Origin of the sequence: Bacillus sp. AF23 (assembly GCF_020861455.1) — a bacterium.
Classification (GTDB): Bacteria; Bacillota; Bacilli; order Bacillales; family Bacillaceae; genus Bacillus; species Bacillus halotolerans.
In genome coordinates, this window is the sequence record NZ_JAJHVY010000012.1 from 135,529 (window position 1) to 151,800 (window position 16,272).

21 protein-coding genes are annotated in these 16,272 nt (G+C 42.4%); 17 read left to right on the forward strand and 4 right to left on the reverse strand.

Features of this window, described 5'->3' with window-relative positions:
- Positions 1-39: 39 nt before the first annotated feature.
- The 7 genes from brxA (at position 40) to LNN34_RS04370 (ending at position 4,731) form a co-directional block, all read left to right on the forward strand.
- The gene (gene brxA, locus LNN34_RS04340) at positions 40-474 is read left to right on the forward strand and encodes a bacilliredoxin BrxA (protein WP_024121794.1); all 435 of its coding nucleotides are present in this window, start codon (positions 40-42) and stop codon (positions 472-474) included.
- A 39-nt stretch (positions 475-513) separates the two neighbouring features.
- On the forward strand, positions 514-1,299 hold the full coding sequence (locus tag LNN34_RS04345; protein ID WP_044155464.1) for a class I SAM-dependent methyltransferase: 786 nt from the start codon (positions 514-516) through the stop codon (positions 1,297-1,299).
- 259 nt (positions 1,300-1,558) lie between these two features.
- On the forward strand, positions 1,559-2,173 hold the full coding sequence (locus LNN34_RS04350; protein ID WP_059293735.1) for a YpjP family protein: 615 nt from the start codon (positions 1,559-1,561) through the stop codon (positions 2,171-2,173).
- 17 nt (positions 2,174-2,190) lie between these two features.
- Positions 2,191-2,724: a phosphatidylglycerophosphatase A gene (locus LNN34_RS04355; RefSeq protein ID WP_044155466.1), complete on the forward strand. Its 534-nt coding sequence runs from the start codon at positions 2,191-2,193 to the stop codon at positions 2,722-2,724.
- 85 nt (positions 2,725-2,809) lie between these two features.
- On the forward strand, positions 2,810-3,604 hold the full coding sequence (locus LNN34_RS04360; protein ID WP_044155467.1) for a thymidylate synthase: 795 nt from the start codon (positions 2,810-2,812) through the stop codon (positions 3,602-3,604).
- Positions 3,601-4,110 carry a dihydrofolate reductase DfrA gene (gene dfrA, locus LNN34_RS04365; RefSeq protein WP_024121790.1) on the forward strand — a complete coding sequence of 170 codons (510 nt, stop codon included), beginning with the start codon at positions 3,601-3,603 and terminating at the stop codon, positions 4,108-4,110. The genes LNN34_RS04360 and dfrA overlap by 4 nt, the downstream gene beginning before the upstream one ends.
- Positions 4,111-4,731, forward strand: coding sequence for a hypothetical protein (locus tag LNN34_RS04370; RefSeq protein WP_059352471.1), 621 nt, complete (start codon positions 4,111-4,113; stop codon positions 4,729-4,731).
- Between the two features lie 32 nt (positions 4,732-4,763).
- On the opposite strand, the gene trhA is transcribed toward LNN34_RS04370, so the two are convergent.
- Complete coding sequence (trhA, locus tag LNN34_RS04375; protein WP_059352472.1) at positions 4,764-5,405, reverse strand: PAQR family membrane homeostasis protein TrhA; 642 nt, start codon at positions 5,403-5,405, stop codon at positions 4,764-4,766.
- A gap of 23 nt (positions 5,406-5,428) precedes the next feature.
- Entirely contained in the window at positions 5,429-6,433 is a 1,005-nt protein-coding gene (locus tag LNN34_RS04380) for a sigma 54-interacting transcriptional regulator (RefSeq protein ID WP_069487335.1), read from the reverse strand.
- Positions 6,434-6,682: 249 nt separating this feature from the next.
- Here LNN34_RS04380 and ilvA point away from each other — a divergent pair, with 249 nt between their 5' ends.
- From ilvA to LNN34_RS04415, 7 genes are all read left to right on the forward strand, one after another.
- Entirely contained in the window at positions 6,683-7,951 is a 1,269-nt protein-coding gene (gene ilvA / locus LNN34_RS04385) for a threonine ammonia-lyase IlvA (RefSeq protein ID WP_044155473.1), read from the forward strand.
- Positions 7,952-8,041: 90 nt separating this feature from the next.
- Entirely contained in the window at positions 8,042-8,293 is a 252-nt protein-coding gene (locus LNN34_RS04390) for a DUF2535 family protein (RefSeq protein WP_059293739.1), read from the forward strand.
- 148 nt (positions 8,294-8,441) lie between these two features.
- A complete protein-coding gene (locus LNN34_RS04395) occupies positions 8,442-9,023 on the forward strand; it encodes an SCO family protein (protein WP_229042803.1) in 582 nt (193 codons plus the stop codon).
- Positions 9,024-9,100: 77 nt separating this feature from the next.
- The gene (locus tag LNN34_RS04400) at positions 9,101-9,868 is read left to right on the forward strand and encodes an SGNH/GDSL hydrolase family protein (RefSeq protein WP_069487336.1); all 768 of its coding nucleotides are present in this window, start codon (positions 9,101-9,103) and stop codon (positions 9,866-9,868) included.
- A gap of 9 nt (positions 9,869-9,877) precedes the next feature.
- Positions 9,878-10,441 (forward strand): YpmS family protein, encoded by a 564-nt coding sequence (locus tag LNN34_RS04405; RefSeq protein ID WP_217827709.1) that lies wholly within the window; start codon positions 9,878-9,880, stop codon positions 10,439-10,441.
- A gap of 11 nt (positions 10,442-10,452) precedes the next feature.
- Positions 10,453-10,647 (forward strand): protein YpmT, encoded by a 195-nt coding sequence (gene ypmT / locus LNN34_RS04410; protein ID WP_044155479.1) that lies wholly within the window; start codon positions 10,453-10,455, stop codon positions 10,645-10,647.
- A 72-nt stretch (positions 10,648-10,719) separates the two neighbouring features.
- A complete protein-coding gene (locus LNN34_RS04415) occupies positions 10,720-12,057 on the forward strand; it encodes an MATE family efflux transporter (protein WP_059336682.1) in 1,338 nt (445 codons plus the stop codon).
- Between the two features lie 47 nt (positions 12,058-12,104).
- Here the strand turns inward: LNN34_RS04415 and LNN34_RS04420 are convergent, their stop codons facing one another.
- On the reverse strand, positions 12,105-12,530 hold the full coding sequence (locus LNN34_RS04420) for a MarR family transcriptional regulator (RefSeq protein ID WP_024121778.1): 426 nt from the start codon (positions 12,528-12,530) through the stop codon (positions 12,105-12,107).
- A gap of 133 nt (positions 12,531-12,663) precedes the next feature.
- On the opposite strand from LNN34_RS04420, the gene msrA reads away from it, so the two are divergent.
- Positions 12,664-13,197 carry a peptide-methionine (S)-S-oxide reductase MsrA gene (gene msrA, locus LNN34_RS04425; RefSeq protein WP_024121777.1) on the forward strand — a complete coding sequence of 178 codons (534 nt, stop codon included), beginning with the start codon at positions 12,664-12,666 and terminating at the stop codon, positions 13,195-13,197.
- Complete coding sequence (msrB, locus tag LNN34_RS04430) at positions 13,198-13,632, forward strand: peptide-methionine (R)-S-oxide reductase MsrB (protein ID WP_024121776.1); 435 nt, start codon at positions 13,198-13,200, stop codon at positions 13,630-13,632.
- 46 nt (positions 13,633-13,678) lie between these two features.
- Here the strand turns inward: msrB and LNN34_RS04435 are convergent, their stop codons facing one another.
- Positions 13,679-14,704 (reverse strand): SDR family NAD(P)-dependent oxidoreductase, encoded by a 1,026-nt coding sequence (locus LNN34_RS04435; protein ID WP_059336589.1) that lies wholly within the window; start codon positions 14,702-14,704, stop codon positions 13,679-13,681.
- Between the two features lie 355 nt (positions 14,705-15,059).
- Between LNN34_RS04435 and LNN34_RS04440 the strand changes: the two genes are divergently transcribed.
- Complete coding sequence (locus LNN34_RS04440; RefSeq protein WP_229042804.1) at positions 15,060-16,208, forward strand: phytase; 1,149 nt, start codon at positions 15,060-15,062, stop codon at positions 16,206-16,208.
- Positions 16,209-16,272 lie beyond the last annotated feature (64 nt).

Sequence of the window (16,272 nt, forward strand, 5' to 3'; positions counted from 1 at the left end):
CTTTACTTCAGATGAAGGATAATAGAGGGGGCTTTTTTTATGTCAATGGCTTATGAAGAATATATGCGCCAGCTTGTCGTTCCGATGCGCCGCGAGCTGACTGGGGCCGGTTTTGAAGAATTAACAACGGCAGAAGAAGTGGAGAATTTTATGGAAAAGGCAGAGGGCACAACTCTCGTAGTCGTTAACTCTGTTTGCGGCTGTGCGGCTGGTCTTGCGCGTCCTGCGGCAACTCAGGCAGTCCTGCAGAACGACAAAACACCTGACAATACGGTGACAGTATTTGCGGGCCAAGATAAAGAAGCCACTGCGAAAATGCGGGAGTATTTTACAGGCCAGGAGCCTTCTTCACCGTCAATGGCTCTTTTGAAAGGCAAAGAAGTCGTGCATTTTATTCCGCGCCATGAGATTGAAGGGCACGAAATGGAAGAAATCATGAAAAACTTAACTGACGCCTTTGATGCACACTGCTAAATGCCCGTTTTCCGGGCATTTTCTTTTGGAGTATAGATCATGATTACAACAAGCTATAGACCGTCTGACCACACGATAAAGATCGCAAAAATGCTTTCGGAAGAGTTGGGTATACAATATTGCGACCGAAATAAACAAACTGTTGAAAATATGCTGAAGTCAGCTGAGCGTGATTTGCTCGTGATTGGAAAAGAGCGGTTCGAACTTTATACAAAACAAGGCGGTAAATTCTTTTTTCATCCGAATACAGCGATGTTCAGAGCTAAACGGTTTATGCGCGGCGAGCAAGAGCCAATGCTTCGGGCAGCCGGCTTAACGGCCGGAGATTCTTTTTTGGATTGCACGCTCGGTCTGGCTTCCGACGCTATTATTGCAAGTATGGCGGTTGGCGAAACCGGGTCGGTGATCGGGCTGGAAAAAAACAAGCTTGTGTCCGTTCTGGTGAATACGGGGCTCCATTCATGGGAAACCGGTATAGAACAGCTTCAAGCTGCCATGAGAAGAATACAAGTGAATCATGCGGATTGCTTTGACTATCTAAAGCGGCTGCCTGACAAATCAGTAGATGTCATTTATTTTGATCCGATGTTTCATGAGCCTGTAGAGTCGTCTGATGGCATCGCGCCATTACGAGAGCTGGCTGAGGATTCTGCATTGGCCGACGGCTGCATCAAAGAAGCGGTGCGGGCAGCCAGAAAAAGCGTGGTACTCAAAGACCATTGGAAAAGCCCGCGCTTTAACCAATTTGGTTTTAACGTATTGAAAAGAAAAACAGCGCTTTTTCACTACGGTGTTATTCAAATCGCAAGCGAAACAAGCCCGTGAAGAACCTCACGGGCTTGTTTCTAATCGGTGACTTCCATGACGACAAAGTATAATAATGTTAAAAGTGAAACCGTTGCAAACAAAGCGTCAATCATGCGGAAGGCCTCCTTTCATATTATATTGTAAGCGTTTTTACACACGCAGCAAAGCAACAAATCTCCTAAATTGACTTAGAGCTTTATATAGTACATGACTTGTAAGTTCGACCTATGATAAAATAAGAGAAACATGACAATAAAATAGAGAGGAATAAGCAGTCATGAAATTGTGGATGAGAAAGACCCTTGTGGTTTTATTTACCATCGTAACGTTCGGGCTCGTATCTCCTCCGGCTGCTCTCATGGCAGACAAGCCTTCAGGACAGCCGAGCAGTCTTGAGCAGAATGATTACACCGCTTTTTATGATGAGCTTGATCTGTACGATGATTATGAATCGGAAGACAGGCGAGACCCCGAATTACTTTTTCAATCGTACAAGGAACAGCTCCTTGACAGCGCTGAAAACCAGTCTTTTTTGAAATTTGGCAGCAAAATTGCTCCGGTCATTGAAGATGACTATCGGAAAGAGATTCTGCCGAAAATCGAAAACGTCATATGTGACTTTTTAGCGACATTACAAGATGACGAAGCGTATCAAGATGTTGTGATTTCAAGCAAGCCTTCAGCGGGGAAAACGGAGAAAATCTTTCACGTTTTTAATCGGACTACCGGAGAAGACCTCCTCAGGTTCCATGTGCGAAGAGATCACCCTCCGCATGACGGCTACTGGTTTAATTTTCATTATCATACAGCAGAAGATGGATTTCAATCACACCATGAGCTTGGGAGCATTTATTGGGACCGCAACACACCTCCCAACTGGATGAGTGCCTAAAGGAGATGCCATTAGATATGAAAAAGTACACAATGAATGAAATGGTCGATATAACAAAAGATATGCTGAACAAACGGGGCGTTATGATAGAAGATATTGCGCGTATTGTTCAAAAACTTCAGGAAAAATACAATCCAAATCTCCCGCTTAGTGTATGTATGGAGAATGTAGAAAAAGTACTGAACAAGCGTGAAATTATCCATGCTGTTTTAACTGGGCTGGCGCTTGATCAGCTTGCCGAGCAGAAACTTCTTCCTGAACCGCTGCAGCATCTTGTTGAAACAGATGAACCGCTGTACGGCATAGATGAAATTATTCCTCTTTCAATCGTTAATGTGTACGGTTCGATCGGCTTGACCAACTTTGGTTATTTGGATAAAGAGAAGATCGGAATTATTAAGGAGCTCGATGAAAGCCCTGACGGCATCCATACATTTTTGGATGATATTGTGGCAGCACTTGCAGCCGCAGCAGCGAGCAGAATTGCCCATACGCATCAGGATCTGCAAGATGAAGAAAAGGAACAGGGCGAAAAGCCTGTTGTCAGCTGACTTATAAAAAAAATCATTTCTGGGTTCAGAAATGATTTTTTATTGTGTTACACTACTATAAGACTACTTTTAAAGGATGAATAAAATGAAACAATATAAAGAATTATGCCGACATGTTTTAGATCATGGTGAAAAAAAGGGCGACCGTACAGGAACCGGAACAATCAGCACCTTCGGTTATCAAATGAGATTTAATTTACAGGAAGGCTTCCCGATGCTGACCACAAAAAAACTTCACTTTAAATCAATTGCGCATGAGCTGCTTTGGTTTTTAAAGGGTGATACCAATGTACGCTATCTCCAGGAAAACGGAGTGCGTATTTGGAATGAGTGGGCTGATGAAAACGGCGAACTCGGACCTGTATATGGTTCGCAATGGCGTTCGTGGCGGGGAGCTGACGGAGAAACCATTGATCAAATTTCACGTCTTGTTGAAGATATTAAAACAAATCCGAACTCAAGACGTTTAATCGTCAGTGCATGGAATGTTGGTGAAATCGATAAAATGGCCTTGCCTCCGTGCCACTGCCTGTTCCAATTTTATGTATCTGACGGCAAGCTGTCCTGCCAGCTTTATCAGCGCTCAGCCGATGTTTTCCTCGGTGTGCCGTTTAATATAGCTTCTTATGCGCTGCTTACGATGATGATCGCGCATGTAACAGGGCTTGAGCCGGGCGAGTTTATTCATACATTCGGCGATGTTCATATTTATCAAAATCACATTGAACAGGTTAACTTGCAGCTGACCAGAGATGTCCGCCCGCTGCCGAAGCTTCGTTTTGCCAGAGAGGTTGATTCGATTTTCGGCTTTACGTTTGAAGACTTTATCATTGAAGATTACAATCCGCATCCGCATATTAAAGGAGCGGTCAGCGTATGATTTCATTCATTTTCGCGATGGATGCCAACCGGCTTATCGGGAAGGACAATGATTTGCCGTGGCATTTGCCGAATGACCTTGCATACTTTAAAAAAATAACCTCAGGACATTCAATCATCATGGGGCGAAAAACATATGAATCAATTGGACGTCCGCTTCCGAATCGGAAAAATATTGTTGTGACATCTGCACACGATTCAGAATTTCCCGGTTGTACCGTCGTCAGTTCAATAGAGGATGTGCTTCAGATTGCCTCAGATACTGAGGAATGCTTCGTGATCGGAGGCGCACAGCTTTACACAGCGCTGTTCCCTTATGCGGACAGGCTGTATATGACAAAAATTCATCACCAGTTTGATGGAGACCGCTACTTTCCTGAATTTGATGAGAGCAAATGGAAACTTGTTTCTTCTGAGCAAGGGACTAAGGACGAAAAAAATCCGTATGATTATGAATTTTTAGTGTATGAAAAAAAGAATGTATCATCTGAAGCGGGAGGATTTTAATTGATTCGCTACAGCTGTCTAGTGATTTACATTATGTATATGCTGTTAAAAAATATAAAACAATTGTTTAATCAAAGAATGCTGGATCCGCGTCTGTCATACAAAAAACAGATGACGCTTGTTTACGAGCAGCCAAAGGCGTTTTTGGAAGGCTGTATCGGCATTTCAGGATCTGTCATCACCATTCATCAGCCAGAGCCGATACCGAGCGGTCCTGTTTTGTATGTGCATTCTCGTTTAGGATTGCCTGAACTTGCTTTGATTGCCGGGTATATTGAAGAACCAGCCGGATTTATCGCAAATCCCAAAGTGTTTCGTTTACCGATTATCGGACAATGGCTTGAGCGGATGAATGTCATTCGAGAGAGCAGTTCTGAAATGGTATATGAAGATATTTTGACCCAATTAGAAAAAGGCCAAAGCATGATTCTTTCTTTAGATGGCTGTATCAATCCATTGGAACTTGCAGCCTGCTGCAGCCTTCCGGTTGTAATGGTGGAAACGAAAGGAACCGATGAACTGCTGAAGGGATCGCTTGTTAAACGCTTAAAGCCAGCAGATATAGAAGTGTCATTTTCCAAGGCTTATATACCGGTAAGTGAGAAGCAATTACGGGCCTAAAAAAGCGCAGTCGCTGAGACTGCGCTTTTTCATTAGGATAAAAACGGCACTTTCACACAATAGAACAGCACGCAGAAGAACATCGCCGCACTCCCGCCTAAAACAAAGCTGTGCCAAATGGCATGATGGAAGGGGATCTTTCTCCAAATATAAAAGATCGTTCCGGCTGAATACAACAGACCGCCAAGTAAAAGAAGGCTGAATCCAGATCCTGTCAGTGAAGCATATAAAGGCTTAACCGCTATAATCATTAGCCATCCCATTAATAAATACATCAAGGTAGATAAAATGATAAAGCGTTTTACGAAGAAAATTTTGAATACGATTCCGCCAAGGGCTAGCGCCCAAACGATGATGAGCAGGGTGAAGCCGAGTGTGCCTTTTAACGGTCCAAGCAGAAAAGGGGTATAGGTTCCGGCAATCAACACGTAAATGGCGCTATGGTCAATAATCTCCAAGATATCTTTCGTCTTTTTGTGCTGAATGCTGTGAAGCAGGGTGGAGCTCAAATAAAGCAGCAGCATGGAAACACCAAATATGGTAAAACTGACGATATCCCATGCGGACCCGTAATTAGCCGCAAATATAATGAGAAACACTAATGCTGGTATGGATAAGAACACACCGATGCCGTGGGTAATGGCGTTGGCGATCTCTTCTTTTATTGTATACACGTACATTCTCCTCTCTTTAGCTGCTACATCATCTGTTTTTGCAGCGTTTCTAAAAAATTCAGCCCTTCTAAAGTGATTTTCGTGCCCGCACGTCCGCGGCTTTTTGTCACATACTCTTTCTTCTCCAAATAATCGAGACGGCTTCTGACCTGCTGCGGCGTTAAAGAGATTTGGCTGTTTTTGCTGCTTTCAGAGATGATCCGTCTGCTTGCCGGTTCGCCTTTTTCATTTAACACTTTTATGGTTTCCAAAATAAACAGAAACTCGGCTTTTTCCATTAAAGTCAGAAGCTTCGCTTTTTTCTTCGTCGTTTTTTCATTTAGCCCGTCCCGTATATACGGCGGCACATCATACGGATGAATGGTTCCTCCGCTTGATACAGCCGCCATATAATCTGCAGCGTTTTTCAATTCTCTTACATTCCCATCAAAGGGATGCTGTTCAAGCAGCGGAAAGACTGAGGGATCAATTAACAATTGCTGCCCTGATTCAGAAAGGAAATACTGGGTCAAAAGGGGGATATCGCTTTTTCGCTCGGACAGCACCGGCAATGTGAGCGTTAAAATGTTCAGCCTGTAAAATAAGTCCTGCCTGAATGTATTTTCAGGAACAACTGTTATCGGGATTGCAGAAGCACAGATGATTCTCGGTTTTTCCCCATCTGAGTCAAGTGCTTCTAGAAGCTTAGCTTGTACAGAAACCGGCATACTCCATACGTCATTAAGAAATAGTGTACCTCGGGCGGCTTTTTGAAACGCACCCAAGGCATCATCAGCGCCAAAAAGCTCGTATGCAAGGCTTTCTTCAGAATGGGTGCTGCAATTGATACTGATCAATGGTTCGCCGTTTCTTGAAGAGCCTTGGTGTATGGCCTGTGCAAAATGATCCTTGCCTGTTCCGACCTTTCCTGTGATCAGGACAGGAAGCTCTGATAGGGCGAACTGCAAGGCGACTCGTTTTGTTTCGAGAAATAGTTGATGCTCTCCAATTAGATTATGAAAAGTGCAAGGTCGAGGTGCGGTAATCATTTATTGGCTCCTTTTGGTTCTAATTGGTTCTATTATAGCATGCCTTTCAGATGAAAACATCTTTTATCTTTAAGAAACTTTTTTCTTAGGCTGCTGGATACAGGTCACGCAGATGTTATCACGGTGCGGGGAACTTAGTATATAATTCATTTTTTTATTTACTAAATAAAAATAATTGTCTTATTATTTGAATATTCATGTTATAATGGCATATTAAATAGGGATTTAAAACAAGAAAGGAATCTGTACATGAAACCGTTGCTTAAAGAAAACTCTCTCATCCAAGTAAAAGACATTTTAAAGGCTCATCAAAACGTGAAGGACGTTGTGACTCACACACCGCTGCAAAGGAATGACAGACTTTCTGAGAGATACGAATGCAATATTTATTTGAAACGAGAAGACTTGCAGGTAGTCAGATCTTTTAAACTCAGAGGGGCTTATAACAAAATGAAGCAGCTCTCTGACGAGCAGACTAAAAACGGAGTCGTGTGCGCAAGTGCCGGAAACCACGCGCAAGGTGTAGCGTTTTCGTGTAAGCACCTGGGCGTTCACGGGAAGATTTTCATGCCTTCCACAACACCAAGACAAAAAGTGTCACAAGTTGAACTGTTCGGAAAAGGATTTATCGATATTATTTTGACAGGTGATACTTTTGATGATGCGTATAAAAACGCAGTTGAATGCTGTGAGCAGGAACACCGCACCTTTATCCATCCGTTTGATGATCCGGATGTAATGGCCGGCCAGGGAACTCTGGCGGTCGAAATTTTAAACGATATTGATACAGAACCGCATTTTCTATTTGGAAGTGTCGGGGGAGGCGGGCTTCTTGCAGGGGTCGGCACGTATATGAAAAACGTGTCTCCTGAAACCAAAGTAATCGCTGTTGAACCGGCGGGCGCTGCGTCATATTTTGAATCTAACAAAGCTGGACATGTCGTCACGTTAGATAAAATTGATAAATTTGTGGACGGAGCGGCTGTGAAAAAAATCGGTGATGAAACCTTTCAAGCGCTAGAAACCGTTGTAGATGACATACTTCTCGTGCCAGAAGGGAAGGTATGCACAGCCATTCTTGAACTGTATAATCAATGTGCGATTGTCGCTGAACCGGCCGGTGCTCTTTCTGTCGCGGCACTGGATTTATATAAGGAAGAAATTAAAGGGAAAAACGTAGTATGTGTTGTCAGCGGCGGCAATAACGATATCGGAAGAATGCAGGAAATGAAGGAGCGGTCTATGATTTTCGAAGGCCTTCAGCATTATTTTATCGTCAATTTTCCGCAAAGAGCTGGTGCACTCCGTGAATTTCTTGACGAAGTTCTTGGGCCGAATGATGACATTACACGATTTGAGTATACGAAGAAAAACAATAAAAGCAACGGACCGGCCCTGGTCGGCATTGAGCTTCAAAACAAAGCTGACTATGGACCGCTGATTGAACGGATGAATAAAAAAGCGTTTCATTATTTAGAGGTAAATAAGGATCAAGATTTATTCCATCTGCTGATCTGATTTTTTCGGCACAACCGCGCAAAATGACAGACAGCCCGGCCGGCATTGTATATAATAGAAGAAAACAATCAAAAAATGAGGATTGATAGCTTGTTACTCAAAAGCCTAGAGTTCAAACGCAGCGACGGGATTCAGGTGAAAGTGACAGAAATACCTGTGTTAAAGGAAGATGAACATTATTTCTTTATGCTGAATCAGCATTTGCAGATCTACTTAAAAGAAGTGTTTTCATCAAAAAGCAGGACAAAAGTGTATTCTTTCCGACAATATATGAAGCGCCGGATGAAATGGACTGATTATCAGGCTGTTTTTCATCAAGAGGTGTTAAAACACAACGCGTGATACGCCGTTTATTCCTGTGTGTCCCCTTTGCTATGCCGCTCGCAGGCGGACAAAGGGGCGTGCAGGAATTTTTTTTGCGGGTATAGAATTAAACATGAAGGTGAGCGCGGCATTTAGTAAGCGCTTTAAGCTGGAAAGGGTGAACGGCATGAAGATGATCAAAGGGTTGGCGGCGGGGCTGATTTTTCTGCTTTTGTGTGCCTGCGGAGGACATCAGATTAAGGATCCGCTTAATTACGAGGTGGAGTCTTTTACTTTTAAAAACCAAGATGGCAAAAATGTTTCTTTAAACAGTTTAAAAGGAAAGGTTTGGCTCGCAGACTTTATTTTCACCAATTGTGAGACCGTGTGTCCGCCGATGACGGCTCATATGACAGATCTTCAAAAGAAATTAAAAGCTGAGAATATAGATGTGCGTATCGTATCCTTTAGTGTTGATCCTGAGAATGATAACCCGAAGCAGCTGAAAAAATTTGCGGCAAATTATCCTTTATCGTTTGATAACTGGGATTTTCTAACGGGATACAGTCAAAGTGACATTGAAACGTTTGCGTTTGATAGCTTTAAAGCGATCGTGAAGAAACCTGAAGGCCAGGACCAGGTCATTCATCAATCCTCTTTTTATTTAGTAGGCCCTGACGGTAAAGTGCTGAAAGATTACAATGGAGTAGAAAATACACCATACGATGACATTATCGCTGATGTGAAAGCGGCTAGTAAACTCAAGTAATCTCGAAGACAAGGCATTTTCAAATCTCCTAAAACATGATACACTTTCCACTAGTAGAATGGGGAGGAGCAACAAGATTGAAACTGCGCATTTTTGCACTCATGGCCAGTTTGATTTTGCTTCTTACTGCATGTACGAGCATACGTACAGCATCTGAGGGAAAACAAAAAGCCCATGAACTGAAAACGAAGGAACACATTGTCATTGCCGCTGTCGGAGATTCGCTTACAGAAGGTGTCGGAGATCCTGAGGGCAAGGGATATGTCGGCAAGGTGGCGGATTCTATCCGGTCAATTGAGCAAGTCAAAAAGGTTGACGTTAAAAATTATGCCGTCAAAGGGAATCGTTCGGAAGATTTGTTAGAGAAACTAAAAGATAAAAACGTTCAAAAAGGCATAAAAGATGCAGATTATGTCTTTTTAACAATTGGCGGTAATGATCTGATGAAGGTCCTTCGTCAAAACTTCCTACAATTAACCGTCGAACCGTTTCAGGAAGAGGAAAAGCCGTACGAAAAGCGTTTTAAAAAAATCATTTCAGAAATCCGCGCGCTGAATAATCACGCAGAGCTGATTTATGTCAGCATGTATAATCCGTTTACATTTACTTTATCTGAATTACAGGAATTAAACGGGGTAGTCACTGATTGGAACAATATTGCTCAAAAAGAGCTGAAAAAAGATAAACATGCAAAAATCATTAATATAGAAGACTTGTTCAATCAAAAAAGTGACAGTAAACGAATTTCTGAGGAAGATGATTTTCATCCTAATGGAACGGGTTATTCCTTAATAGCGAAGCGGGTCTATCAAGCAATTGAAAAAGAAGGATTACCGAAAGAGTAGGGTGAAATCATGAATAACTGGAAACGACTGTTTTTTATATTGCTTGCCATCAATATTGTGCTAGCAGTAGGATTTGTGACGCTGGTCATGCTGCCGGGCAAGCAAGCTGAGGTAGAGGATACCTCTAAAAGCGAGTACGGATTTCAAGTGACAAGCACAAAAGAATCCTTAGCTGCGTTTGTCAACTCATATTTAAACGAGAAAGCGTCAAATCAGCTTGATTACAAAGTGGATATCGAGGATGATGTCCATGTGGCAGGGAAAATCAAGGCTTTTTCCACGTCAATTGACGCGTTTATCGCATTTGAGCCGACCGTGAAAAAGAATGGCGATGTCGAGCTGAATGTAACGAAATTTTCCTTAGGAAAATTGAGTATTCCTATTAGCTTTGTGTTAAATTATATGGACAGCTTCTATGAACTTCCATCCTTTGTGCATGTTCATCCCGGTGATAAAAGCATTGAGGTTCGTTTGTCTGAAATGCCATTAACGAACGGTATGTATGTCAAAGCAGATAAAATTAATTTAGAAAAAGATGAAATTGAGTTTTCCTATTACCATCCTAAACAATAGAGGTGACTGAAATGAAGCGGATTTACCAGTATTTCAGTTTGTTATCATTTACGTTTTCCCTTTACTTCGGCTGGCTGGCTTATCATCATCTGGCGGCTGAGGATATGGATCAAATGTACTTGAACATTTCGTACTGCGCATTGTTTTTGAGTGTGATGGTGTTTACATTTGGCATGAAAGACCGAAAAAAAACCGATAAATCATGAAAAAAAGAGACATGCTGCACCGTCTCTTTTTTCATGCGGCTGAACGAAAATACAAGAGAACAAGGAGAAGAAATGAAAGCATACGATTTTACGAAGGGAAACGTGCTGAGGCAGCTTATCCTGTTTTCGATGCCTATTATGCTGGGAAATGCTCTGCAGGTTTCTTTTCAATTCATAGACAGTTTATGGGTCGGCAATTTGCTGGGTGCAAAAGCGCTTGGCGCGGCCGCGGTATCAAGCACGATTGTTTTAACCGTGCTGTCTTTTATTTTGGGACTTAATAATGCGACCTTAACCATTTTGTCTCAGCAAAAGGGAAAAGATGATGAGAAAGGAATGGCGTCGTATATAAATGCCTTTGTGGTTTTATTAACAGGCTTAAGCATAGGGTTCGGCGCAGCCGGTTTTTTCCTGTCAGAACCATTGCTGCGTCTTCTGCAAACGCCGGAGTCCATGATTCCGCTTGCCGAGATCTATTTGCAGATTCAATTTATCGGCATACTGTTTCTGTTTGGTTATAACTTTATCAGTACGGTTCTTCGGGCGCTAGGCGACAGCAAAACACCGCTGCGGTTCATCGCTTTTGCCGTTGTGCTGAATGCTGTGCTGGCACCGCTTTTTATCTCTTTTTTCCGCATGGGGATTGCGGGAGCAGCTTATTCAACTGTTTTGTCACAGGGCATTGCGTTTCTTTACGGTTTGTTTTATGTCATCAAACATCAGCTGGTTCCGTTTTCTATGCCAAGAGCACCTAAGTGGGAAGAGACTGCTTTGATTCTGAAACTTGGTATTCCCGCCGGTCTGCAGATGATGGTGATTACAGGCGGAATGATGGCGATCATGAGCGTCGTCAACTCCTATGGAGAGCATGTGGTCTCTGGATTTGGCGCGGTGCAGCGGCTGGACAGCATCATCACACTTCCGGCTATGGCGGCCGGTACGGCGGTCAACAGCATGGCGGGACAAAATATCGGGCTCGGAAACTATAAAAGAGTGGAATCGATTGCGAAGCTTGGTGTGATGTCTGTTTTTTCTTGCATGCTCGTAATTGCTATTATCATTTGGTTATTTGGAAAATACTTGATGAGATTATTTATTAGTGAGCCTGACGCGGTAGCGTTTGGTGAACAATATTTGCGGTGGATTGCGTTTTTCTATCCCTTTATCGGTATTAATTTTGTACTGAACGGAATTGTCAGAGCCGCTGGGGCAATGATGCAGGTTTTGGTTTTAAATTTGATTTCTTTTTGGGTTTTGAGATATCCTTTCACGGCTCTGTTTTCAGCTTGGCTTGGACAGAAAGGGATCGGTCTCGGAATCGGTATGAGTTTCTTATTCAGCAGCTGTGCGGCGTTTTTGTACTACAGATACGGCCGCTGGAAAACGATGAAATTATTTACTGAAAGATAAGAAAGGCGCTGCGAAAAGCACATACCCTAAATGGGTATGTGCTTTTTTTACCGTTTTTTATCAAGTTTGCTGAAAAGCTCGATTAATGTGGCGAGTTCAGTATCCGTATAACAATCAAAGCGTTTAAAGAAATATTCAGTTTTTTTCTCATTGAAATGCTGAACGATTTTTTCACCTGCTTCAGTGATATGGATGCGGATGATCCGCCGATCTTCCTTCGATCTGATTCTCGTGATCCATTCTTTTTCTACCAGCGCGTCAGTCACTGCGGTAATATGGCTTGCCGATACTTCCAAAATGGGCGCAAATTCCGTCACTTTCTTAGGTCCCTGTTCACTTAGAATGCGCAAAATGGTAAATTCATTCCGCGAAAGCTCTTTATCTAGAATATCGTTGATTTCATTGCGTATTTGTTTAAAAACTTTACGGAGTAAAGTTTCCATATCATACATCATTTGTGTTCTTACTTTCAAATTTGTGAACCCCCATTACATAATTGCTAATACTCAAAACCTATAGATTTTTATTGAAAAGCAGAATCATTTTCATTCTATTTTTACATGCTATAATATAATAATACCACGTATTAACAAAGGAGGCACCAGTATGTCTGAAAAAAAAGAACTCGCCACATTTGCAGGCGGCTGTTTTTGGTGTATGGTCAAACCATTTGACGAACAGCCGGGAATTGAAAAAGTGGTGTCCGGGTATACAGGCGGCCATACTGAAAACCCTACGTATGAAGAAGTATGCAGCGAAACAACAGGGCATCGTGAAGCTGTACAAATCACGTTTGAGCCTGATGTATTCCCTTATGAAAAGCTGTTAGAGCTGTTCTGGCAGCAAATTGATCCGACAGATGCAGGCGGCCAGTTCGCTGATCGCGGCAGCTCTTACCGTGCAGCGATTTTTTATCATAATGAAAAACAAAAGGAGCTTGCCGAAGCATCAAAACAACGGCTGGCGGAAAGCGGCATTTTTAAAGATCCTATCGTGACAGACATTTTAAAGGCTGAACCATTCTATGAAGCGGAAGATTACCATCAGCATTTTTATAAAAAGAATCCAGGGCATTATCAGCGTTACCGGACAGGCTCCGGAAGATCTGGATTTATTAGTGAGCATTGGGGGGCGAAATAAATGACGCTAAATAAAGAAGAAAGAATAAAGTCATTAAACCGTATGCAATACGAGGTCACACAAAATAACGGAACGGAGCCGCCGTTTCAAAATGAGTATTGGGATCATAAGGAAGAAGGGCTTTATGTTGACATTGTGTCAGGAAAGCCTTTGTTTACCTCCAAGGATAAATTTGATTCCCATTGCGGCTGGCCAAGCTTTACAAAGCCGATTGAGGAAGAAGAAGTAGAAGAAAAACAGGATACGAGCCACGGAATGATTCGGACAGAAGTCAGAAGCCGAACAGCCGATTCCCATCTGGGACATGTATTTAATGACGGACCTGGGCCTAGCGGACTTCGTTACTGCATTAATTCTGCGGCGCTGCGGTTTATTCCTAAGGATAAGCTCAAAGAAGAGGGATATGAAAGCTATCAGCACCTATTTGACAAATAAAATGCAAGAAAAAAACAAGCCTGCCTAATGGATAGACAGGCTTGTTTTATGCCTTTTTTTCTTTATGCAGGTCTTCGATAATTTGGGCAATTCTGTCTTTTGTAATAAGAGGAGCCTGATCAGACTGATATCCGGGCAAATTGACTTTGCGAAAATCAGGATGTTTTTCAGGTTCTGGGAGGATAGCATATAGGTTGCCCCATTCATATAGTGACTCTACTTCGTGGGGAGATGTCAATTCTTCGTGAAGCTTTTCACCTGGACGCTTGCCGACTTCTATTGCGGCCGGGCGCGGGAGACCGTGCTGCGCTGCGTATTCTTCAAATCCATGAATCAATTCCTCGAGTTTCAGTGATTCCATTTTAAAAATAAAAGTTTCTCCGCCTGTGGTTATAGCGGCTGATTGCAGTGTCAGTGTGGCTGCATCATCAATAGACATAAAAAATCTGGTCATGTTCTTGTCTGTGATGGTCAGCGGTTCACCCTCCATCATTTGTTCAAATAAAATAGGGATGACTGAACCTCTTGAGCCGAGAACATTTCCGAAACGGACGGAACAAAAAACAGTTCCTCTATTTTGAATGTGGCGGTTAGCTTGATGAAACAGCTTTTCAGATAACAGCTTAGTGGCACCCATTGTGTTTACAGGGGACACAGCTTTGTCTGTACTGATATTGATGACGTGCTGTACTCCATTGATTAGGGCGGCCTCCACCACATTCTGTCCGCCGATGAGATTGGTCTGGATCGCTTCAAACGGATTGTCTTCGCATGTAGGTACCTGTTTCAGCGCTGCTGCGTGAAAGACGATATCGACACCTGTCATCACCTGATTCACTCTCCGGTGGTCGCGCACATCTCCAAGTATAAATGAAAGCCGCTGATCCTCCGCATACTTTTGACTCATTACATACTGTTTACTGTCGTCTTTGCTGAATACAATGATCTTTTTTGGTGTAAGCAGCAAAAGGCGTTTGACAATTTGACTTCCGATTGAACCCGTTCCGCCAGTGACTAAAACTGTTTTGTTATGGAAAAATGGTTTTAGTTCTGCTGTTTGCTGTTTAGGCATGGCTTATCCTCCAACTCTCGTTTCTCTACCATGCATTATATGTTCAACATTTTAATCGAGTTAATGAAAGCAACCAATAAAACGAAATTTAGGGGAATGATGATGTCACAAGGTGTTCTTTTTTAATAGAAAATGAAGAGGTTGGCTTAATCTAACTAAATAAACAGTGTACTAAATTTTCATATGATCTTTTTTCGCTCCATATAAACAGGTCCCATATGATCTTATCACGTCCATATAAAAAGCTCTCTTTTGAATCAGAAACACTACGAAAAAAAGGTTCGATTGTCTCACTATTCTTCAACTTCATATATTTTACAATAAGAAATGAAGGTTAAAATAAGGAGGCTGTAAAATGAAGTATCCAAAAACTATTCTGTTTAGTGCCGCTGCGGGTTTATTGCTTAGCTTATCTGCAAACTCGGTATCGGCTCATCAGGCTGATGAAGTGAATCATTTCAAAGTGACGGCAAAGGGAGAGACTGACCCGGTTGCTTCAGGAGATGACGCAGCGGATGATCCGTCCATTTGGGTTGATGCAAAGCATCCGGAAAAAAGCAAATTGATAACGACAAACAAGAAGTCCGGGTTAGTCGTGTATGATTTGGACGGCAAACAGATCAATTCTTACGAGTTTGGCAAGCTGAATAATGTCGATCTGCGTTATGATTTTCCGTTCAACGGCAAACAGATTGATATTGCCGCTGCTTCAAACCGGACAGAAGGAAAAAATTCGATTGAAGTTTACGCCATTGATGGGGAAAAAGGTGAATTGAAAAGCATCACAGACCCAAAACATCCTATTTCCACTGATATTTCTGAAGTTTACGGTTTCAGCCTGTATCACAGCCCAAAAACAGGGGCATTTTATGCGTTGGTAACGGGAAAGCAAGGAGAGTTTGAGCAGTATGAACTTGCCGACAATGGAAAGGGATATGTAACAGGGAAAAAAGTGAGGCAATTCAAATTACATTCACAAACTGAAGGTCTCGTCGCAGATGACGAGTACGGGAATCTCTATATAGCGGAGGAAGACACAGCGATTTGGAAATTTAATGCTGAACCATCTGGAGGATCGCAGGGCAAAGTCATTGATCATGCTTCTGGAAAGCATTTGACAGCTGATATTGAGGGCTTGACCATTTATTATGCGCCGGACGGAAAAGGTTATCTTATCGCCTCAAGCCAAGGCAATAACAGCTATGCGATGTATGAAAGACAGGCTGGCAATCAGTATATTGCCAATTTTGAAATTACGGATGGCGAGAAAATAGACGGAACGAGTGATACTGACGGTATTGATGTTCTTGGTTTCGGGCTGGGGCCAAAATATCCGTACGGCATTTTTGTAGCGCAGGACGGAGAAAATATAGAAAATGGACAAGCTGTCAATCAAAATTTCAAAATTGTATCATGGGAACAGATTTCTCAGCATCTAGGCGGAAAACCTGATCTGAATAAACAGGTAAATCCAAGGAAGCTGAAGGACAGATCTGATGAATAAAGAAGCAGCCTATTTGGGACTGACCCCCGTTTTTGAGACAGGGATCAAAACACCTTTTATACAG